Source organism: Pseudofulvibacter geojedonensis (assembly GCF_042675745.1).
Taxonomy (GTDB): domain Bacteria; phylum Bacteroidota; class Bacteroidia; order Flavobacteriales; family Flavobacteriaceae; genus Pseudofulvibacter; species Pseudofulvibacter geojedonensis.
Genome location: NZ_JBHTJM010000002.1, coordinates 504015 through 525274, shown reverse-complemented (window position 1 = coordinate 525274; position 21260 = coordinate 504015). Strand labels below are relative to the sequence as shown.

Sequence of the window (21260 nt, the reverse complement as noted above, 5' to 3'; positions counted from 1 at the left end):
TTATTTTTTGTTTTTATAAACACGCTTTAAATGTAATAGGTTTATAGGGTTTATTCCTAATCCATTAATGTTTTTTCTGGTAAAACGAATCGCTTTATCGTAATATAAAGGTACAATAGGAGCTTTATTGATAACAATTGAATCCATTTTTTGATATAGAATCTGACGTTTATTTAAATTAGTTTCTACTAATGAATGTTCGTATAAACTATCATATGTAGCATTTTTAAAATGCGTATAATTAGGCCCGTTAGGAGTAAAGTTTTTAGAATAAAACAACGATAAATAATTCTCTGCATCCGGATAATCGGCTACCCAACTAGCTCTAAAGATGTCTAATTTACCTGCCGATTTTTCTTGCCTAAAAGTAGAAGAGGTAAGTAGGTCTACTGTAACAGTTAAGCCTATTTTTTCTAATTCACGTTGGATATACTCACATAAATCTACATAATTACTGTCTGTACTAATTGTAATTTTTGGTTGAGAAATACCTGTTTCTTTTATAAACTGCTCTACTAATTGTTTAGCTTTTTCTGGCTGGTAGGTGTAACCTTTTAAATTGTTAAAGCTAGGCAAGCCTTTTGGTATAAAACCATTTACAGCAGGAGTAACTACACCGTTACGTAAATAGGTTACCATAGTTTGTTTATCAAACCCGTAATTAATGGCTTTTCTAATTAATTCAGATTGAATTTCAGGAATATTTCCATCTAAGTAAAAACCTAAATATTCGGTATTTAAATAATCTCCACTTAGCATTTCAACACTAGAAAGGTATTTCTCTCTTAGCTTTCCGTCTGCAGTTAATATTTCATCTTTATAAGACGGATCTAAACCAGATACAAAATCGATATTTCCTTGTGCAAACTGTAAAAACTCACTTTGTTTGTCGGTTAAAAAGCTAATAGCCACTGCTTCTAAATAAGGCAGTTGTTTTCCGTTAGCATCTTTTTCGTAGTACAAAGGATTTTTTCTAAGCACTAATTTGGTGTTTTCTATCCAGTTTTTAAAGTGAAAAGGACCAGTTCCTATCGGATTTGACCTAAAATCATTTCCGTAATATTCAACAATTTCTTGAGGTACAACTGAGCAATATTTCATACTCATTAAACCTAAAAAAGCAGGAAATGGTTGTTCTAATTCAATTGTTAGAGTGGAATCGTTTGTTGCTAGAATTTTTTTTACGGGTTTCATTACCCACCTTCCAGGAGATGCAACTTTATCGTCTATTAATCGTTCTAAAGAGTATTTTACATCTTTAGCAGTTAACAATCGGGTAGAATCTTTTCCAAATAGCTGGTGCTTGTGAAAGTAGATATCGTTTCTCAGCTTAAAAGTATATCTTAAAGCATCGTCAGATATTTTCCAACTTTTAGCAATATCTGGTTGAATATGTAAGGAATCATCTAACTGAACCAAACTATTGAATAACTGGTTACAAGCCCAAATATTAGCATTTACTCTTGCAAAAGCAGGATCTAAAGATTGAATATTTGAATACTCATTGTATCTAAAGACAAGATGGTCTTTGTTATTGTTTTCTTTTGAAGAACAAGAACTTAGGATAATAAAAGCTGTAAAAGCTAATAACTTGATAATATGAATAATTACAGTTTTCAAATTGCTGATTTAGTTGTACTTTTGCAAACCGATTTTATGAGGTTATTGTCACCTCGAGCGTAGTCGAGAGATTTTGCTTATAAAAATCGATAAATTGAAGTGTAAATATAATATAGATTTCCGATTTCTCGGAAATGACAGGTGTTTATATAATGGAGAAAAAAAAGGTAGCTTTTTATACACTAGGATGTAAGTTGAATTTTTCTGAAACTTCTACTATAGCAAGAGATTTTTCTAAAGAAGGATTCGATAGAGTAGACTTTTCTAAAAAGGCAGATATTTATGTGATAAACACCTGCTCGGTAACAGAAAATGCCGACAAGCGTTTTAAGACCATAGTAAAGCAAGCTCAAAAAGCGAACGAAGATGCTTTTGTAGCTGCTGTAGGTTGTTATGCTCAATTAAAACCAGAAGAGTTAGCAGCTGTAGATGGAGTAGACTTGGTTTTAGGAGCTACTGAAAAGTTTAAGATTACTGATTATATAAACGATCTATCTAAAAACGAATTTGGAGAAGTGCATTCTTGCGAGATAGAAGAAGCCGACTTTTACGTAGGTAGTTATTCTATAGGAGACAGAACTCGTGCTTTTTTAAAAGTTCAAGATGGTTGTGACTATAAATGTACCTATTGTACCATACCTTTAGCTAGAGGAATTTCTAGAAGTGATACTTTAGAAAATGTATTGAAAAATGCTGCCGAAATTTCTGCAAAAGGAATTAAAGAAATTGTACTTACGGGAGTTAATATTGGTGATTACGGAAAAGGGGAGTTTGGTAATAAAAAACACGAACATACCTTTTTTGAATTAGTGCAAGCTTTAGATGAGGTAGAAGGAATAGAGCGCTTACGTATTTCTTCTATAGAGCCTAATTTATTAAAGAATGAGACTATAGAGTTTGTGTCTACTAGTAAAACTTTTGTTCCTCATTTTCATATCCCATTACAATCGGGTTCAGATAAGTTATTGAAATTGATGCGCCGTCGTTATATGAGCGATTTGTATGTAGACAGAGTTGCTAAAATTAGAGAGGTTATGCCTCATGCTTGTATTGGAGTTGATGTAATTGTTGGTTTCCCTGGAGAGACAGATGATGACTTTTTAGATACCTATAACTTCTTAGCTAATTTAGATATTTCGTATCTACACGTATTTACTTATTCTGAGCGTGAGAATACGGTTGCTGCAGAAATGGATGGAGTAGTACCGCAAGATATTCGTAAGAAGCGTAGTAAAATGTTACGTGGCTTATCGGTTAAAAAGCGTAGAGCTTTTTATGAAAGTCAGTTAGGAACCCAAAGAACTGTATTGTTTGAAGCAGAAAATAAAGAAGGCTATATACATGGTTTTACAGAAAACTATGTTAAGGTAAAAACACCTTGGAATCCGGAATTGGTAAATACATTGCATCATATAAAACTAACCGAAATAGACGAGGATGGTTTAGTTAGGTTTGATTTTCTATAAATAAAAAACACTTTAGTTAACGAGGTTCTTATTTATAGAAGAGGTTTTATTTAAATAAATATTCTTTATGATCTGCAAACATGGTATTTTCTAAAGAATGACTTTTAAAATCGATGCTTGGTATAACTCTGGTCTGATCCTGAACAAATCTTCCAGTTCCTGTAATATCAGCTAAAGCCATAGCTAATAGTGGTTCATTCTCATTTCCTAAAACACCAAGGTTATTGTAGCTTTCTGCTAATGTCATATTTGCATTGGGAGATAAGCCATCGGAATAATCTGTAAAACCAACAGAATTTAATGATTTAAAAACCAACGGTTGTATGGCATATTTATGCCCTGGATTAATATTTGTTTTTGAAAAGTTAGGGGAATCATATAAAGTTATAGATGCTTGAAACTTTCCTTCAGTAGTAGTACCTATTTGTACAACGTCTATATACGGTCTTAAGCAGCTAATAACTAATTCACTTGCAGATGCAGATCTACCAGTAGTTAATATGTAAACTTTGTTAAGATTCAAGCTGTTAAGAGCAGCTCCAGTTCTAGTGGTATTTCTAAATTTATTAGTAAGCTCATCAGCAGAAAATTGTGGTTGTAGTTTGTTATTCCATTCTTCTGTACTAAATACTTGGTTGTTAAACTGTCCAGTAATCAAACTAGATAGAGTAATGGCACTAAGAATAGACCCTCCTGAGTTGTAGCGTAAATCTAATACCAGGCTGGTAATATTTTCAGTTTGTAAGCTTGCAAAAGCATTGTTTAAATCATTATCAAAATTTGCAGTAAAACTATTGTACATAACATACCCAATTTTATGAGTCCCGTTAGTTATAGTGGTAACTTTATGAATAGGATTTATAGTAAGCTCTTCTTTTGTTAAAGATATAGAGTTACCAGTGGCAGTAACAGTATTACCATCAAAAGTAGCTAAACCAATTTCGTAGGAGTCTTGTCGTAAAGAGTTCATAGAGTTACTGTCTATAGTATTAGAACCTCCATTATTAGTATAAGTTATTTCTGTGCCGTTTAAAGTATTAAAAATGGTACCCCTAGTAATTCCTTTATTTGCCGCATCTGTATTAGCGGTAACATAACGAACATAACCATAAGCTTTATTGCTTGAAGGGTCTGGATCTATAAAAAAACCAAAAGCCATTCCGTTAGTCTTGTTTACTCCAGCAAAAGAAGCCTCTAGAGCTTCAAAATCGCTTACAATCCAACTGTATTTGTCTACAGTAGGTCTATTATAAATTAAATTTTCAAATAAGGCCTCTGGGTTATTAAAAGTATTAATATAAGTATTTAATTCGGTTTGATTGGCAAAACGATCATCTGCTAAGTCTGTTACATCTCCTTGATATAAATAATAGGCGTTCATGGCTTTCCATATAAAATCACCAATTTCTGTATTAGATGCTGGCGAAAAAGTATCATCTTGATCGTTAAAACAGGCAGATAGAGCTAATACAACAAAACTAAGTAATAAGATTTTCTGGAAAGTTTTCATTTCTAAAGGGTTTAAAACTAGCTAAAAATAAGGTTTTTATCATAAATATGAATAATAGCTGTTACAAATTATATCTTTTGTCGTCTTAATAGAAAACAACCAACAAAAATTAACTCAATGAATCAAGGCACATTTTTGAAAATGGTTCAACCTTTTCAAGACAAACTATACCGTTTGGCAAAACGATTGCTAGTGTCTACTGAAGAAGCAGAAGATGCTACTCAGGAAGTTTTAATGAAACTTTGGTCTAATAAAACCAAAATAAGTTCTTATAAAAACGTGGAGGCATTTGCTATGACCATGACTAAAAATTACTGTTATGATAGGTTAAAATCTAAGCAAGCGAGTAATTTAAAGATTGTTCACAGTAATTATAAAGACAACTCAGCAAGCTTGCAAAAACAAGTTGAAAATAAGGATAGTTTAGATTGGGTAAAACAATTGATGCAAGAATTACCAGAACAACAACGTATTATTTTGCAGCTAAGAGATGTTGAGCAGTATGAGTTTGCAGAAATTGCTAAAGTGTTAGATATGAAAGAAACGGCAGTACGTGTAAATCTTTCAAGAGCTAGAAAAACAATTAAAGAGAAATTAATTAAAAAGCATAACTATGGAGTTAGCTAGAATAGAAAAACTAATAGATAAATATGAGGAGGCTACTACTACTATTCAAGAAGAGCAGGAGTTAAGAGCATATTTTAATGGAACAAATGTGGCGCCGCATTTAGAACATTATCAGCCTGTGTTTCAGTATTTATCTATGGCAAAACAAGAAACCTTTACCAAGGAGCTACCATTACAACCTAGAAAATCTAATTATAGAAGATGGTTGGCTATTGCGTCGGTTTTTGTTTTGAGTATGAGTACTTATTTTGTATATCAAACGAGTCAGCCATCAGAAGAAGAAAAAGTGCTTATGGCTTACAAAGAAACTAAAGAAGCCTTGCAAATGCTGTCTAAACACTTTAATCAAGGGGCAGAAAAAGTAACTTATTTAGGAAAGTTTGATCAAGCAAAAAATCAAGTATTTAAACAAGAGAATTAACAATCAAAAAACGAAAACAAATGAGATTGGCATTGCTATTGATCTCAGATAACTAAAAACAAGAAAAAATGAAAAAGTTAATATTATTATTAGGGTTAGTATTATTACCATTAGTAACGAACGCTCAGAATTATTTTGATTCTTTAGAAGAAAACGACGATGTAACGGCTATAGTTGTAAACAAAAATATGTTTAAGCTAATGAGTAAGATAGATATTGATACAGACGATCCGGAAGCTCAAGAGTACATCAGTTTAATTAAGAATATTGATGACTTAAAAGTTTTTGTGTCTAAAAAACCAGACGTTTCTGCAAAAATGCATGATATGATGAATCAGTATCGTAAAAAAGCCAACTTAGAAGAGTTAATGCGCGTTAAAGATAAAGATGCTAATGTTAAGTTTTATTTTAAGCAGGGTAGTAACGAAGATAAAGTAGCAGAGTTGTTAATGTTTGTAACGGGTATTAATGATGTAAATGTTAATGGAGGAAATGTAGAAACTGTACTGTTATCGTTAACTGGAGATATTGATTTAAAACAAATATCTAAGTTAACTAACGAGATGGATTTACCAGGAGGAAAACATTTAAAGAAAGCTGAAAAAAAATAAGATATGCAATTATTACAAAAGATATTAGTAACAATAATAGTAGGCTTTTTATTAACCAGTTGTAACCAAGAGCCAACACTACAGAAGTACTATGTAGAGAACGAGAAAAAAGACGGATTTGGTATTTTTGATATTCCAAAAGGAATGATAGGGCTAGAAGAGAGTAAATTATCTCCTCAGCAGAAAAAAGCATATCAATCTGTAGAAAAACTAAATATTTTAGCCTTTAAAAAAACAGAAGCTAATGCAGAAACGTATAAGGCAGAAACTAGCAAGGTTAAAAGTTTATTAAAAAATGATTCTTATACAGAGTTGTTAAAGTTTAAAGACAAGAACACAAATGCAGTTGTTAAGTATATAGGAACTGAAACAGCCATAGATGAGGTAATTATTTTTGGTAGCGACAATAAAATAGGTTTTGGTATTGTTCGTGTATTAGGTAGCGACATGAAACCAGAAGATATGGTAACGTTAATAGATGCGATGCGCACTGCAAATGTTGACGGTACTCAATTGAAAGAAATTGCAAAATTCTTTCAATAACCAGCACCATGTGTGCTAAATTGGTAACGAAAAAGCCACTCGAAAGAGTGGCTTTTTCTATATAATCTAATCCTTTTTTACAAATTAAATACCCGTATAGTTACTTGGTGTAATTTGTTTTAATTCTGTTTTAATAGCATCAGAAACTTCTAGAGTATCTATAAAAGAAGCTATAGATTTTGCATTAATAGTTTCATTAGTTCTAGTTAAACCTTTTAAGGTTTCATATGGGTTAGGGTATCCTTCTCTACGTAAAATGTTCTGTATAGCCTCTGCTACTACTGCCCAGTTATTTTCTAAATCTTCAGCAAACTTGCTTTCGTTTAATAATAACTTGTTTAAACCTTTTAATGTTGCTTTAAAACCAATTACAGTGTGTCCAAAAGGAACACCCACATTACGTAAAACAGTACTATCTGTTAAGTCTCTTTGTAAACGAGAAACAGGTAATTTACTAGATAAGTGTTCAAAAATAGCATTGGCAATACCTAAGTTTCCTTCAGAGTTTTCAAAATCAATAGGGTTTACTTTATGTGGCATTGCAGATGATCCTACTTCTCCAGCCTTAATTTTTTGCTTGAAGTAATCCATTGCCACGTATGTCCAGATATCTCTATCTAAGTCAATTATGATGGTATTGATACGTTTTAAATTATCAAACAGAGCAGCCATGTGGTCGTAGTGCTCTATTTGTGTAGTAGGAAAAGAGTGGTGTAAACCTAAGCCTTGAACAAATTTAGTTCCAAAAGCTTTCCAGTCTATATCTGGATAAGCAACTTTATGAGCATTGTAATTTCCAGTAGCACCACCAAACTTTGCAGCACTTGGTATATCGTTTAATAAGTTAAACTGTTCTTTTAAACGAACTACAAAAACTTCTATTTCTTTTCCTAAACGAGTAGGAGAAGCAGGTTGCCCATGAGTTCTCGCTAACATAGGTATGTTGGCCCACTCTGCAGATAGCTCTTCTAATTTATTTAAAACACTTAAATACTCATTTATATATACATTGCTAATAGCATCTTTAATAGATAAAGGTATAGCAGTATTGTTAATGTCTTGAGAGGTTAAGCCAAAATGAATAAACTCTTTGTATTGAGATATGTTTAAAGCATCAAATTGTTCTTTAATAAAATACTCAACCGCTTTAACATCATGATTGGTTACTTTTTCTATATCCTTAATTGCTTGTGCATTTTCTGGAGTAAACTCTTTATAAATAGCTCTTAGTTTATCAAATAAAGAAGTATCAAAATCAGCAAGCTGAGGTAAAGGTATTTCGCATAGCGCAATAAAATATTCAATCTCTATTAATACACGATATTTTATCAAAGCTTCTTCAGAAAAATAAGGAGCTAAATCGGCTGTTTTGCTTCTATAACGACCGTCTATTGGCGATATAGCATTTAAGGCAGTAAGTGTCATTTTTGTGTTGTGTGTTTTAAGAAAACGCAAAGATACACAACCGCTTATGATTATAATAATTACAACTTATTTTTTTAAAAATAAAGTAATATAATTTTTAATGAAATGACTTACACTTTTTAAGTATTTGCTTTTTTATTGGAATTAAAGATAACTTAAATAAGTTTTAGAGTATTTAAAAATATAAGTTTAGATTTACAAAAAAACTAAAGAAAGATTTAACAATGATAGTTTTACCCGATAGCTCGGATTTGTAATCCGTATTTAGTTAAAATTTAATTTAAATCTTAAGTAGTGTCCACTAAGTACAAAGCAACAGAAAAGGAGCAAGCCTACTTTATAACGATAACAACAGTAGGTTGGGTAGATGTATTTACACGTTTGTCTCAGAAAGAGTTATTGGTAGCCTCACTTAAATATTGCCAAAAAGAAAAAGGTTTAGAGATATATGCTTATTGTATTATGTCTAGTCATATACATATGTTGTGTAGAGCTACAGAAGGAAAAGTATTGAGTGATGTAATACGAGACTTTAAAAAGTATACTTCAAAAAAGATCATTAAAACCATACAAGAACAACCAGAAAGTAGGCGTGAGTGGATGTTACAATATTTTAAAGAAGCATGTGCACATTTAAAAAGAGAGCAAGAATATAAAGTTTGGCAAGATGGTTATCATGCAGAGATTGTGTATTCTAATAAGTTTATAAAAGAGAAAGTAAATTATATACATGAGAATCCTGTAAAAGCAAAAATAGTAAGTAATGCAGAAGATTATATATTTAGTTCTGCTAGAAATTATGCAGACTTAGGAGGAGAGTTAGAAATAATTAAGGTGTATTTGTTTTGAGTTTGTAGTAGTCACGGATTACAAATCCGCGCCATCAGGTTATTTTTTAGTGATATTGAAACAGGTATAAATAAATATTTAGGGCTTAGTTCAAATGGGTTTAAAATAATAATAGAAGTAAAATCAGGGAATATTATTAATTCATACCCAAAAATATAAATCAAAATGATTAATTATAATTTTAAATTAAAAATAGTAGAAACAACTGGAGATAAATATCTTTTAGTAGAATCAGAAAAAAAATCAATAAGGCAACTTAGTGATTTTGACTGGACTATTGATAAATTACAGACTTTAAGTAATAATATACTAATAACTAAAAATTCTAGCGAAGAGTATAAATGGCAAAATGAAGGAGGGCTTTATATTTATAGTAATGATTTTGGTGTTCAATTTTTTGATTTGAATAGTCAGGAAAATGAAGCAGATTTAATTTTAGAGCATGATATTTTTATTCAATTTTTAGATGATTTTAAAGAGTTTATAGAGCTGAATAGTTAATAATAATTTTTATACTCGATAGTTCAGACTTGTAAATTTAGACAAAACCCGATAGCGCGGATTTGTAATCCGTGTTTAGTTAAAATTTAATTTAAATCTTAAGCAGTGTCCACTAAGTACAAAGCAACAGAAAAGGAGCAAGTCTATTTAGTTTTAGAACTTTTTTATTGAAACTACTGTATAAACATATATATGTATTAGGGTGTTTTAAAATATAAGTTTAGCTTTACAAAAACTAGTTAATTAAAATTGTAATTATGATTGTTTTACTAGACAATGGCCATGGTGGCATTGTAAACAACCAATACCAAACACCGGGTAAACGTAAAGATTGGGGAGACAAAGGTGTAGTGTATGAAGGTGAGTTTAATAGAGCTATTGTTAACGGTATTATACAAGAGCTTACTTTTTTAAATATACCTTATGTAAACATAGCACCCGAGTATTGGGATGTACGTTTAGAAACCCGTGTAAAAAGAGCTAATAAATATCCTGCTAGTAAGTGTTTTTACTTAAGCATACATAGTAATGCTGGAGGAGGAAAAGGATCGGAGTTTTTTACCTCGCCAGGAGATACTAAGAGCGATAAAATAGCTACTATTTTTGGAGAGGAATACAAAAAGGAGTTTCCTAACCAAAAATTACGCACCGATTTTTCAGACGGAGACTTAGACAAAGAACGCAGATTTTATGTGCTTACCAGAACAAAAATGCCAGCTGTGTTAACAGAAAACTTTTTTATGGACAATTTTGAGGAGTACAAAAACTTTCTCATGACAGCAGAAGGCAGACAGCGTATTATAAACTTTCATGTAAAAGCCATTGTAAAAACTATGGTAGAGGTGTTTAAAGAACCAGCACCTAATAACTTTATGTTGTAACAGTAAAATAAATAAAAGTTTAACCAATTTATTTAAAAACAATAGTAGAAAACCAATTAAGATTCCGTTTAGTAGGGAATGACTCAAACTTCAAATTTAAAAATGAAAAAACAACTATTAAAAGGCTTTTTAGCCATTACATTATTAACATTAACCGCTTGTAATAGCATAAAAACAGCTATTTACGATCAGTACAGTTACCAACAAGAAATAGCTTTAAAAGTAGAGACTAATAGCTTGCTTAATCACGCTACAGAACCGTATACCGATTATAAAGAAGAAGTAGAAAAGCTATTACTTGAAATGGAGAAAATGGAGGAGTATGAAAAGAACAAGCCTAATAATTCTATAAGTTATAAAATGTGGGAGTTAATGACAGATGAGGAGAGAAATAGTGTAGCTGGCTTATTTAAAATGTGGAAAGAAAAAGGGCAATTGTCTGCTGTTTTTTTAGAAGAATCTAAAGTACAAGTAAGTCAAGCATTTGACGCTTTAATAAAGTATGAAGTGTCTAAAGACAAAGAAAAAGAGAACTTATTGTTAGAAATATTAAAATAAAAAGCAGTTCCTTCTCCTTGGGGAGAAGGTTAGGATGAGGGGAACAACTACTCATTATTGTTAAAAAATAATAAAAACGAATACAAGCTTATAGAAATGAGAAATCATTGTCAGACTGAGCTTGTAGAAGTCTAAAAAACATATTTATGGATTTTGAAAAATTATTAAAAGAACTTAAAACAAACTTACTAGATGCTTTAGGAGAAAAGTATCAAGATTTTAGTAAAGCAGCTAAAAAAGATATAGAAGCTTTTTTAAAAGAAAGTAAGGTAAAATTAAAGCGTTGGGCAATTTTGTTGGCTGAAGAAAAAATTAATCAAGAAGAGTTTGAGTGGTTGGTAAAAAGCCAAAAAGACTTGTTAGTATTACAAGGGTTGTATCAGGCTGGAATTTCTAAAATTGCTTTAGGACACTTAAAAAACAAGATTATTAAGATTGTTATAGATACAGTTAAAGTAGCTGTTTTAGCTTAAAAAAACATTTAATGAAATACGTTAGAGCTTTTGGTATTTGGGTAAAAATACTTTTAGCAGAGTTAGCCAATAATATAATTAGTGTTATTGTAGTTGCTTTGCTGTATTTTATGTTGTGGCACTTTCCTCAAACATTAGATTTGCTAGTTGTGTTAAACCAAAACGATGCAACAAACTTATTACAGTTGTTTGCATTAGAAGTTCCTTTATATTTTGCATTGTTATTAATATTAGCGTTTTTTATATGGAATGCTCCTAAATATTATTACAAAGCTAATTATACTCAGGTAAAATTTAAAAATGTAATAGGTTTTGTGCCTACAAAACATTACGACTCAATATTGTTAGATAGTAAACATTATAGTTATAATTGTAAGCACCATATACGTAGGGTATTACCAAGGGTTTTAGGTTGTTTATTATTGTTTATATCTGCATTTGCAATTTTAAATGTAATAGAATTATACGGTATAGAAAATTTAGCAATAGACTGGATAAACCCTTTTAAAAGCTTAGTTGTAGTAACTTTATTGTTGTTACTGTTATTAGAATATCATATTTATAATTTTATAAGAAATACAGTTAGAAAAATACCTAAGTCTGATTATTTAATTATTGGTGTATTAATAGCATTATTGGGTTTTATCTTTGTTTTAGGTGCTGTAAATAGCCAAACAGAGAAAGATTTACAATTATTATTTTCTTCTAATTTTGCTTTAGCAATTATATTTTTGGTAATTTCTTTTAATACAAAAGAACTTTTAAAAGTTAAATACAAACCTGTCTTTTACGGAGGAATTATAGTAGCTGGTTTATTAGTTGTAATTCTATATATCTATTTTAATTTTAATCCATATGCAACCAAACTTTTAAACCCTTTGTCAGTTATACTAATTTGTTTAACAGCTCTATATACACTGTCTTTTATATTGGTTTTTGCAGGGAAAAAAATGCGTTTTCCTTTGTTTACTACAGTTTTTATTATTGCCATTGTTTTTGGAGAAATAAATGCGAATAGAACAGGTTTTGATCATTATGTATTAGAAGAAACTAAAACAAATTATACCAGGCCTCCTCTAGAGAAGTATTTATATAATTGGTTGGTAAGTAGAGAAGATAAAATTAAGCAAGCTAAAACAGAATATCCAGTTCTGTTAATTTCTGCAGAAGGCGGAGGGTCTAGGGCTGGTTTATGGTCTTTATTAGTACATAGCTATTTATCAGAAATATCAAATAATAAATATTATACAGATCATTTGTTATCTATAACGGGTGCTTCAGGAGGAAATGTAGGGAACGCTATGTTTTTAGCTACTGCACAAACAGCACACAATACTAATAAAAATGTTTCATATCAATTAGATGCACAAGATGAGGTAAATGAGGACTCTCCTTATAGGTTAAAATATAAAGCCAGTAAAATCTATGCCGGTAATTATTTATCAACATCTATAGTAGGTTTATTAGGTAGAGATTTAATACAAAATATAATTGGCTTTTTATCTTTTGATAATAGAGGTAAACTTTTACAACAAGAATGGCAAAAAAGACATCGTGCTACTTTTAACCAAGGAGAAGTTTTACATAAAGACATCTTGTCATTTTACAGCAGCGCTAAAGACAGTACAGATTTTATTCCTCCTTTATTGTTTATGAACTCTGCCCATACCCAATCTGGTAAGTACAATGTAATAAGTCCGGTAGATTTTAAAAACTCCCCTAATTTTTGTGGTTATTTGAATTTTTATCAAGCTTTAAATAGTAAACAATTAAAAGATAAGGATTCTAAAAGGATACTTTCGTTACCAAGAAAAAGTAAAAGATCTATCCAATTAGTAGAAGCAATGCGTATCAATGCTGCTTTTCCGTATATAACTCCAACAGGTGAGATAAAAGAGTTGGGACAGTTTGGCGATGCTGGTTATTATGATAATATAGGCGGAACGGTAACCATTAATATTAAAGAAACTTTTCAGAGAGTATTGGCTCTAAAGCGATTTGAAGCCATTAGAGATAAAATATGTCTAAAGAGTGTTTTAATTTATAGTGAGTTAGACACTGCTTTAAAAAATGTTTATAAACCAGTTTCTCAGCTAAATACACCTATGCATACTTTGTTACAAGTAAGATCTGGACATACTCAAGAGATGATCGATAGGTTAGGTGATTATAGAATTGGTTTAAGAAAAACCACTATTGATCTTAATAGAAAAGCAGATAATGTTGTTAAAAAAGCTGTTAGAGAAGCAAATAATAATACAGATGGAAAGATAACTCCTATTTTACCTTTAGGAAGGTATTTGTCTAAAACTGCAATATATTCAATGGAACAGTGTCTTGAAAAAAATTATTCTGAGTATTTAAAAGAGTTAATTAGTTATGAAAAAAGCAAACAACTTGACAATTGACGTTTTTATTTGTATATTTGACATAGATAAGTAAGTTACTATGGAAGCAACAACTCAATACTCATTACCAGAAGAGAATGGTCAAGGTTTATTACGTTATTTAAACCTAGATATGCCATTACATAATGTATACGATTTTATAGAACTATCTAGAAATGGTATTAACAAGCGTAATTTATTGTTCTTAGCTAAAAAAATAGATTTTGATTTAAAAGAATTATCTAAAGTATTGCATATTTCTGAACGTACTTTACAGCGTTATGCATCGTCTAAAATATTAAGTTTAGAAGTTAGCGAAAGAGCAATACAATTAGCTAGATTGTATTGTAAAGGAGAGGAAGTTTTTGGAGATTTAAATTTGTTTAAAAAATGGATGCTGTACCCAAGCCAAGCTTTAGGAATGAAAATGCCTAAAGAGTTGTTAGATACAACTTTTGGGTTTCAGTTGTTAAATGACGAGTTAATAAAAATAGAATACGGAGTTTTCTCATAATGCAAGTATATAGAATAGCTAAAGAGGCTTACATAAGAGATTTAACAGGCATTGGAGCAAAAGCTGTAGGCGGAAGATGGAACTTTAAAGGAATATCTGTATGTTATACCAGTAGCACAATTTCTTTATCTATGTTAGAATGCTTAGCTCATTTTCCGCCAGCTTTTACGCCTAAAGATATGGCCTTTGCAACCATAGAAATTCCTGGAAACTCTATTCAGGAAATTGTTGTTAAAGACCTTCCAGATAACTGGAAAAAAGTACCTTCTCCTAGAGTGTTAAAAGATATAGGGTATCAATGGATTAAAGAACAAGAAAAGTTATTGCTTAAAGTGCCAAGTATAATTGTACCACAAGAATATAATTACATTATCAATCCATTTCATCCAGATTTTAAAAAAGTTAAATTAAGTAAAGTAACTCCATTTCCGTTTGATAATAGAGTTTTATAAAAAAGAAAAGATATGATTAAGAAAATATTTTTAGCACTACTTATTATTTTTGGAATTGCTCAGTTTTTTAATCCAGAAAAAAATGAATCAACAGAATTGTTGAGTTCTGATCTTGTAGTAACAGAAAAGCCTAACGACCGTATAAAAGCAATGTTGCATAATGCTTGTTACGATTGTCATTCAAATCATACTAATTATCCTTGGTATGATAGAATTACACCTGTTAATTTTTGGGTGCAAGGGCATGTAGATCACGGAAAAGGAGAGCTTAATTTTTCGTTATGGAGTACTTTTTCTCCTAAAAAGAAGATACACAAGTTAGAAGAGTGTATAGAGTTGATTGAAAAAGGAGAAATGCCTTTAGAATCGTATACTATTATGCATGGCGATGCAAAATTTGATGAGACTGAAAAAAAGGAATTATTAAATTGGTTGCAACTAGTTAAAATTAAGCACGAGACAACAAATTTGCCAATGTAGTAGTGCCTTCTGAGGCACCAGATTTAATAATGGTTAAATTGTTAAAATCTGATTTATTTACTGCTGGATTTGGGTCTATAAAGTATATGGGTGTGTTTATAGGTGCGTAATTTACAAGCCCGGCAGCTGGGTATACTTGCATAGAAGTGCCAATAATAACCAAAATATCTGCTTGCTCTACTTCTAATATTGCTTTTTCTATCATAGGTACATCTTCTCCAAACCAAACAATATGAGGTCTTAGTTGCGACTTTAATTCGCAAAAATCTCCTATATTAACATCTTCTTCCCAATTATAAATAAGACTTTCGTTTAACGTGCTGCGTACTTTTCTTAACTCTCCATGTAAATGTATAATATTAGAACTTCCCGCTCTTTCATGCAAGTCGTCAACATTTTGAGTAACAATTGTAACGTTATATAGATCTTCTAACTTTTTTAAATTGGTATGACCTAGATTGGGTTGTACTTCTTTTAGTTGAGCTCTTCGTTTGTTATAAAAATCTAAAACTAACTCAGGATTATTCGCAAAACCTTCAGGTGAAGCAACTTCCATAATATCATGTCCTTCCCATAAACCGTTAGCATCTCTAAAGGTTGCTATACCGCTTTCGGCACTCATTCCAGCACCACTTAGTACCACTAATTTTTTTTTCATAGAATAAAGAATTGATAGAAAATTATTGTCTTGCCCATTTTTTAAAGGAATTACTTTTGCTTACAAATGGCAATTGGTTTTTGGCCTTACTAATTAAATCTTTTTTATTATAACCAGTATGTTTTACAATAAATTCTAGTAAAAGTACTGCTTTGTCAGCACTTTTTATGCGCTCGTAACACATTAGTAAACTAAATTTAGGTAAGTCAAATTGCGGGTATTGATCAATCATATTTTTATAATAGTTTATAGCAATTTCATATTCTTGTTGCGCATAAGCTAAGTTCCCTTTTTCAAAATCTAAAAAAGAATCGTTTGTATGGTTGTAGAGTTTATTTAAGCAAGTGGCTACTTTGTCGTAATCTTTGTTTAAGTAGTGATATCTAATAGCAATTAAGTTGATACTTGGATCTAGGTTAAAATTAGCAAGAATATCTTCCATAGATTCAAAATATGCTTCTTCACTAATATTATGAGAAGTTTCTAGTTTAAGAGCGGCAACAAATCGATCTTTATAACTCAAAGATTTGTTTAAAATACCAATATGTTGATATGCTTTTTTTGCATCATTACTATTAACCGCATCAACATAATTTTTTAACATTAGAATAAGTTTGTAATCGCTTTTTTCAATGATAGATTTCAAGTCTTTTTTAGAAACACTACTTAGGTAAAATAGTTTTAAGGTTTCAGATAATAATTGATTAGATCCGTATACGTATACATCGTCTATAATTAACTTGTTTTCGTAAGATAGTATTTTATAGTCATGATAATTTATTCCTGTTTTGCTACTATAACTTCTGAAAATTAAATGGTAAGTTTTATCTATTTCATCATAAAAATAACTAACAAAGTTGTAAAAATCACCTTGGTTTAAATTAGTTATCATTTCTTTAGGAAATGAAGCTAATTTGTTTTTAATATCAGAAGAAAATCGCTTGTTAAACTTGGTTAGTTGTTTGTTTTCTAAATCGGTTAAAATCACTTTTCGATACATGTTTTTAAATAATACATGCTCTAAGAAAAGTTTTGGTTTTTGCTGTGCAAAACTATTAGATAGTTGTAAACCAAAAGCTCTTATGCGCTCATCGTTTTTAGGATGATCGGGTATTTTTTCTTGAGCAAAGGCAGAAAAACAAAATAATAGAAATAGTAGGTATAGTTTAGGCATTTTAAGTAAATTGTCTGATGTTAAATATAACTGATTTTATGATTGATACCAAGTTGCGAGCCTATTTAGAACCTTTAGTAACCGAAAAACGCAAGCAAAAGTTTTTAGATATACTCAAAAACCGAACCAAACACTTTACCGTAGTTTTAGAAGATGTTTATCAAATGCACAATACAAGTGCTGTAATACGTAGTTGTGATGTGTTTGGAATTCAACAAGCTCATGCTATAGAAGTGCAGCACAAAAATGTATTAGATAAACAAATAGCATTAGGGGCACAGAAATGGGTTGACTTAAAATATCACAGTTCTCAAGATGCTTGTATAGAAGAACTCAAAGCAGATGGTTATCAAATTATAGCTACCACTCCTCACGAAAACTCTTGCTATTTAAAAGATTTTGATATAACTAAAAAATCAGCTTTGTTTTTTGGTTCTGAAAAAGATGGAATAAGCGAAACAGTTTTACAAAAAGCAGATGGGTTCTTAAAAATACCTATGGTAGGATTTACAGAAAGTTTAAATATATCTGTATCAGCAGCGATTATATTACAATCTATAACACAAAAGTTAAGAGAGTCTGAAGTAAATTGGCAATTGTCTGAAGATGAGCTTGAATATTATCAATTACATTGGATGAAAAAAACGATTAAGAGTATAGATAAAGTAATGAAACGATATAACGAATTAAATAATATAAAATAAAAGGATTATGGTAGCTTGGTTTGAAATTCCAGTAATAGATATGGATCGTGCAATTGCATTTTACGAGAAGGTGTTTAATATATCATTGCAAAGGCAACAAATGGGAATAGAGGAAATGGCTTTCTTTCCTTTTGATGGAGAAAAGAAAGGGGCAATTTCTGGTGCTTTAATTAAGAATGAGAAATTTTATAAACCTTCAGATAATAAAGGAGTGATGATTTACTTTGAATCTTTAGAAGGCGATTTAGCTAAAGAATTAAGTAGAGTAGAAGCAGCTGGAGGTAAAGTGTTGCAAGAAAAAAAGTTAATAAACGAACAAGTAGGTTGTATGGGCTTGTTTTTAGATACAGAAGGTAATAGAATGGCGATGTATCATAATATTACTAAGTAATTGCGATTACTTTTTTCTTTTTAAAACTTTGTATTCTTCATAACAACCGCTTATAGCATCAAGTATTTGAAGGTCGTTAGCAGATTTAATAAACTCTTTAGAGTAGTTGCACTGTGTTAAAACATCTTCAAGTTCTCCCTTATCTATTTGTAAAAAAGAAGTAAGTAAGTCTCTATCGAATTTATTGATGAGTAAGTTACGTATTTCATCATCTTTTTTCATATCACGAAGCTTACGCATTTGTCTTCCTTTTTTACTAAAGGTGTTATAGAGTAAATCTGCAGGATTAAATATAGCCCCAAGTACTTTATTGATAGCTCCAGGTCCTTTTTTACCAGCTTCATATCCTTTAGAAAGTCCGGAAATACTATATCGATATGATTTATTAATTGGAATATATTTAGAATCTATTTCTAAGTATCCGGTTAGCTTATGAGGTAGAATTAATATTTCTTCTAATGCATAGGCACTTTCGGTAAGTTCTATTGTAGAAGAACCAAAATTAATCCAGTCGTTGGTAACTTTAATTTTTATGGATTTATATCCTAGAAAAGAAAAGTGTAGAGTATCGTTAGCTACTGCTTTGATACTAAAATCTCCTTCTTTATTGGTAATAGAACCAACAACTTGATTTAAGTTAACTACGTGAACATTCTCTAGTCCAAAACCAGCAGTATTAACTACTTTTCCTTTAAGTAATTTGACATCTTGAGCAAAAGAAAAAGTGCTTACTAATATGACTAATATAAACGCTAAAAAATGTTTCACTTTAGTAGTTATCAATTTTATGGTACTAAACTAAACTAAAAAAAGCGCTTTCGCACTTTTTTTAGTTAAAAATTAACAGGGTTTTATATCTGTAATTATAATATCATCAAGTTATTATTAGTCTTCGACAAGCTCAGACTGACAGAAAATAAAATTATGTATTTAAAGCCTTGATAAGGCTTAATCTCTAGATCTTCTACCTCTAAAACTAGGTTTTCTATCTCCAGAGTTACTGTTTTCAGATCTTCTTCGTCTGCTTCCTCCGTTGTCAGATCCTCCGCTTCTACGTCTTCTTTCTCCACTACCAGCATCTCGCCTGTCACGTCTTCTAGAATCTCCTCCGCTTCTTTTGCCTCTAAAACCACCAGAGTCTCCATCGCGTCTTCCTCTTCTTCTACCACGATCTCTTCCACCACCGCCACCAGTGTTTTTAGAAACTTCAACATTTATAAAGCGTCCATCTACTTGGTAATCTTGAAAAAATTCCATGATTTTAGTTAAGTGAGAACTATCGGTGTTAAAGAAAGAAAAGTTTTCTTTACAGTCTACTTTAAATACATCGTCTCTACCTAATTCTAATACTTCTTTTAAGAAATCTTTTAAACGCATCCAATCGTAACCATCTCTGGTTCCAACATTAATGAAATAACGTATAGATCCGTCTGGTTCTCCTCGAGTTGCTTTGTCTCCAGATACATTCAGATCTTTAGATTTTTTATAATAATTTGCAAAACGAGTGAACTCTACTGAGAAGAATTTTTTAATTAGTTCCTCTTTGGTTAAATCTTCTAAAGCTTCGCTTAAGCTCGGTAAATACACTTCAATGTCATCATTAATCTCAGTGTTTTTTACTTTGTTGGCTAAGTGAAATAATTGAACCTCGCATATTTCTTTTCCGTTAGGAATATCTTTCTTTTCGAACTTAGTTTTAATAATTCGCTCAACAGATTTAATCTTGCGTAGCTCACTTTTGGTAACGATTACCATAGAAACTCCAGATTTTCCGGCTCTACCTGTTCTACCACTTCGGTGAGTATAGGTTTCAATTTCATCTGGTAATTGATAGTTAATTACATGCGAAATGTCGTCTACATCAATTCCACGAGCAGCTACATCTGTAGCAACTAACATTTGTATTTGTTTGGTTCTAAATGAACGCATTACTAAATCACGCTGATTCTGACTTAAGTCACCATGTAATGCAGCGGCATTATAACCATCTTCAATTAGTTTTTCTGCAACATTTTGAGTATCTCTTTTGGTTCTACAAAAAATTACAGAGAAAATCCCCGGATTAGCATCTGCTAAACGTTTTAAAGCTAAATAGCGATCTCTACCTGAAACAGTATAATATTCGTGAGATACGTTTTTATTACCTGTGTTTTTCGTTCCAACGGTAATCTCCATTGGATTGCTCATAAACTTTTTGGCAATAGTGGCTACTTCTCTTGGCATAGTAGCAGAGAATAGCCAGGTGTTTTTTTCTTCAGGTGTGTCTGATAAAATTTCAGTAATATCTTCATAGAATCCCATGTTTAACATTTCATCTGCTTCATCTAGAACGCAAGTATCTATTTCTCTAATATCAACCATTCCACGGCGAATCATATCACCCATTCTACCAGGAGTAGCTACTAATATTTGAGCTCCCTTTTTTACATTTCGTGCTTGGTCCGTAATGCTTGCCCCACCGTAGATAGCAACTACATTTAAACCTTTTATATATTTAGAATATTTTTTTAATTCGGTTGTAATTTGTAAACATAACTCACGAGTGGGAGATAAAATTAACCCCTGAGTTTTTTTACTAGTAGAGTCTATTTTTTCGATAAGAGGAAATCCGAAAGCAGCTGTTTTACCAGTTCCGGTTTGTGCTAAAGATACAATGTCTGTATCGTGCTCTAATAATAAAGGGATTGCTTTTTCTTGTACTTCAGAAGGAGTTTCAAACCCCATGTCTGTAATTGCCTTTAGGCATAACTCGCCTAGGCCTAACTCATTAAATGTTGCCATATTTTATTTTTTCACTTCTGTTAATGTTACAGTCGTGCTCCCCAACGGAATGCCGAAAAGGCATAAAATAAATCGCACATTTGTAACCAATACCGCCGCTCTGACGGTTTAAATTCTTGGCAAATATAGGCTTTTATATTTAAATGTAGTATCTTGATAATAATGTTCAGGAAGTATTTAAGTGTACAGAAGTGTTTTTTAGTATGTTTATTGTTTAATAATTATAGAGTAAAA

The 21260-nt window shown here is 31.1% G+C and carries 23 protein-coding genes; 16 read left to right on the top strand and 7 right to left on the bottom strand.

The window, feature by feature from the left end:
* Positions 1–1620, bottom strand: a complete 1620-nt coding sequence (locus tag ACFQ1O_RS03020; protein ID WP_377713165.1) for an ABC transporter substrate-binding protein — start codon at positions 1618–1620, stop codon at positions 1–3.
* 152 nt (positions 1621–1772) lie between these two features.
* Here ACFQ1O_RS03020 and mtaB point away from each other — a divergent pair, with 152 nt between their 5' ends.
* Positions 1773–3086, top strand: a complete 1314-nt coding sequence (gene mtaB, locus ACFQ1O_RS03015) for a tRNA (N(6)-L-threonylcarbamoyladenosine(37)-C(2))-methylthiotransferase MtaB (RefSeq protein ID WP_377713163.1) — start codon at positions 1773–1775, stop codon at positions 3084–3086.
* Between the two features lie 46 nt (positions 3087–3132).
* Here the strand turns inward: mtaB and ACFQ1O_RS03010 are convergent, their stop codons facing one another.
* Positions 3133–4596 (bottom strand): S41 family peptidase, encoded by a 1464-nt coding sequence (locus ACFQ1O_RS03010; protein WP_377713161.1) that lies wholly within the window; start codon positions 4594–4596, stop codon positions 3133–3135.
* 117 nt (positions 4597–4713) lie between these two features.
* On the opposite strand from ACFQ1O_RS03010, the gene ACFQ1O_RS03005 reads away from it, so the two are divergent.
* The 4 genes from ACFQ1O_RS03005 (at position 4714) to ACFQ1O_RS02990 (ending at position 6798) form a co-directional block, all read left to right on the top strand.
* On the top strand, positions 4714–5223 hold the full coding sequence (locus tag ACFQ1O_RS03005) for an RNA polymerase sigma factor (protein ID WP_377713159.1): 510 nt from the start codon (positions 4714–4716) through the stop codon (positions 5221–5223).
* Positions 5210–5644, top strand: a complete 435-nt coding sequence (locus ACFQ1O_RS03000) for a hypothetical protein (protein WP_377713157.1) — start codon at positions 5210–5212, stop codon at positions 5642–5644. Before ACFQ1O_RS03005 ends, ACFQ1O_RS03000 begins: the two co-directional genes overlap by 14 nt.
* A 68-nt stretch (positions 5645–5712) precedes the next feature.
* Positions 5713–6255, top strand: coding sequence for a DUF4252 domain-containing protein (locus ACFQ1O_RS02995; protein ID WP_377713155.1), 543 nt, complete (start codon positions 5713–5715; stop codon positions 6253–6255).
* 3 nt (positions 6256–6258) lie between these two features.
* A complete protein-coding gene (locus ACFQ1O_RS02990) occupies positions 6259–6798 on the top strand; it encodes a DUF4252 domain-containing protein (RefSeq protein WP_377713153.1) in 540 nt (179 codons plus the stop codon).
* Between the two features lie 84 nt (positions 6799–6882).
* On the opposite strand, the gene purB is transcribed toward ACFQ1O_RS02990, so the two are convergent.
* Positions 6883–8223 carry an adenylosuccinate lyase gene (gene purB / locus ACFQ1O_RS02985; RefSeq protein WP_377713151.1) on the bottom strand — a complete coding sequence of 447 codons (1341 nt, stop codon included), beginning with the start codon at positions 8221–8223 and terminating at the stop codon, positions 6883–6885.
* Between the two features lie 294 nt (positions 8224–8517).
* Here purB and ACFQ1O_RS02980 point away from each other — a divergent pair, with 294 nt between their 5' ends.
* The 9 genes from ACFQ1O_RS02980 to ACFQ1O_RS02940 all read left to right on the top strand — a co-directional run bounded on the left by ACFQ1O_RS02980 (position 8518) and on the right by ACFQ1O_RS02940 (position 15318).
* Positions 8518–9072: an REP-associated tyrosine transposase gene (locus ACFQ1O_RS02980; RefSeq protein ID WP_377713150.1), complete on the top strand. Its 555-nt coding sequence runs from the start codon at positions 8518–8520 to the stop codon at positions 9070–9072.
* A 165-nt stretch (positions 9073–9237) separates the two neighbouring features.
* Positions 9238–9573 carry a hypothetical protein gene (locus ACFQ1O_RS02975; protein ID WP_377713148.1) on the top strand — a complete coding sequence of 112 codons (336 nt, stop codon included), beginning with the start codon at positions 9238–9240 and terminating at the stop codon, positions 9571–9573.
* A 257-nt stretch (positions 9574–9830) separates the two neighbouring features.
* On the top strand, positions 9831–10454 hold the full coding sequence (locus ACFQ1O_RS02970; RefSeq protein ID WP_377713146.1) for an N-acetylmuramoyl-L-alanine amidase: 624 nt from the start codon (positions 9831–9833) through the stop codon (positions 10452–10454).
* A gap of 102 nt (positions 10455–10556) precedes the next feature.
* Positions 10557–11012: a hypothetical protein gene (locus ACFQ1O_RS02965; RefSeq protein ID WP_377713144.1), complete on the top strand. Its 456-nt coding sequence runs from the start codon at positions 10557–10559 to the stop codon at positions 11010–11012.
* A 146-nt stretch (positions 11013–11158) separates the two neighbouring features.
* Complete coding sequence (locus ACFQ1O_RS02960; protein ID WP_377713142.1) at positions 11159–11485, top strand: hypothetical protein; 327 nt, start codon at positions 11159–11161, stop codon at positions 11483–11485.
* 11 nt (positions 11486–11496) lie between these two features.
* Positions 11497–13893 carry a hypothetical protein gene (locus tag ACFQ1O_RS02955; RefSeq protein WP_377713140.1) on the top strand — a complete coding sequence of 799 codons (2397 nt, stop codon included), beginning with the start codon at positions 11497–11499 and terminating at the stop codon, positions 13891–13893.
* Between the two features lie 40 nt (positions 13894–13933).
* Positions 13934–14386, top strand: coding sequence for a type II RES/Xre toxin-antitoxin system antitoxin (parS, locus tag ACFQ1O_RS02950; RefSeq protein ID WP_377713138.1), 453 nt, complete (start codon positions 13934–13936; stop codon positions 14384–14386).
* Positions 14386–14838, top strand: a complete 453-nt coding sequence (locus tag ACFQ1O_RS02945; protein WP_377713136.1) for an RES family NAD+ phosphorylase — start codon at positions 14386–14388, stop codon at positions 14836–14838. Before parS ends, ACFQ1O_RS02945 begins: the two co-directional genes overlap by 1 nt.
* A 12-nt stretch (positions 14839–14850) precedes the next feature.
* Positions 14851–15318, top strand: coding sequence for a heme-binding domain-containing protein (locus ACFQ1O_RS02940; protein WP_377713134.1), 468 nt, complete (start codon positions 14851–14853; stop codon positions 15316–15318).
* Here ACFQ1O_RS02940 and ACFQ1O_RS02935 read toward each other — a convergent pair.
* On the bottom strand, positions 15287–15976 hold the full coding sequence (locus tag ACFQ1O_RS02935; protein WP_377713132.1) for an SIR2 family NAD-dependent protein deacylase: 690 nt from the start codon (positions 15974–15976) through the stop codon (positions 15287–15289). The two genes, ACFQ1O_RS02940 and ACFQ1O_RS02935, sit on opposite strands and share 32 nt — an antisense overlap.
* A gap of 22 nt (positions 15977–15998) precedes the next feature.
* A complete protein-coding gene (locus tag ACFQ1O_RS02930; RefSeq protein WP_377713130.1) occupies positions 15999–17150 on the bottom strand; it encodes a tetratricopeptide repeat protein in 1152 nt (383 codons plus the stop codon).
* Positions 17151–17188: 38 nt separating this feature from the next.
* Between ACFQ1O_RS02930 and ACFQ1O_RS02925 the strand changes: the two genes are divergently transcribed.
* On the top strand, positions 17189–17854 hold the full coding sequence (locus ACFQ1O_RS02925) for a TrmH family RNA methyltransferase (protein ID WP_377713234.1): 666 nt from the start codon (positions 17189–17191) through the stop codon (positions 17852–17854).
* A gap of 7 nt (positions 17855–17861) precedes the next feature.
* Positions 17862–18245 (top strand): VOC family protein, encoded by a 384-nt coding sequence (locus ACFQ1O_RS02920; protein ID WP_377713127.1) that lies wholly within the window; start codon positions 17862–17864, stop codon positions 18243–18245.
* Positions 18246–18251: 6 nt separating this feature from the next.
* Here the strand turns inward: ACFQ1O_RS02920 and ACFQ1O_RS02915 are convergent, their stop codons facing one another.
* Together ACFQ1O_RS02915 and ACFQ1O_RS02910 are read right to left on the bottom strand one after the other, a co-directional pair.
* A complete protein-coding gene (locus ACFQ1O_RS02915) occupies positions 18252–19013 on the bottom strand; it encodes a carboxypeptidase-like regulatory domain-containing protein (RefSeq protein WP_377713124.1) in 762 nt (253 codons plus the stop codon).
* A 180-nt stretch (positions 19014–19193) separates the two neighbouring features.
* Entirely contained in the window at positions 19194–21026 is a 1833-nt protein-coding gene (locus ACFQ1O_RS02910; RefSeq protein WP_377713120.1) for a DEAD/DEAH box helicase, read from the bottom strand.
* Between the last annotated feature and the right edge of the window lie 234 nt (positions 21027–21260).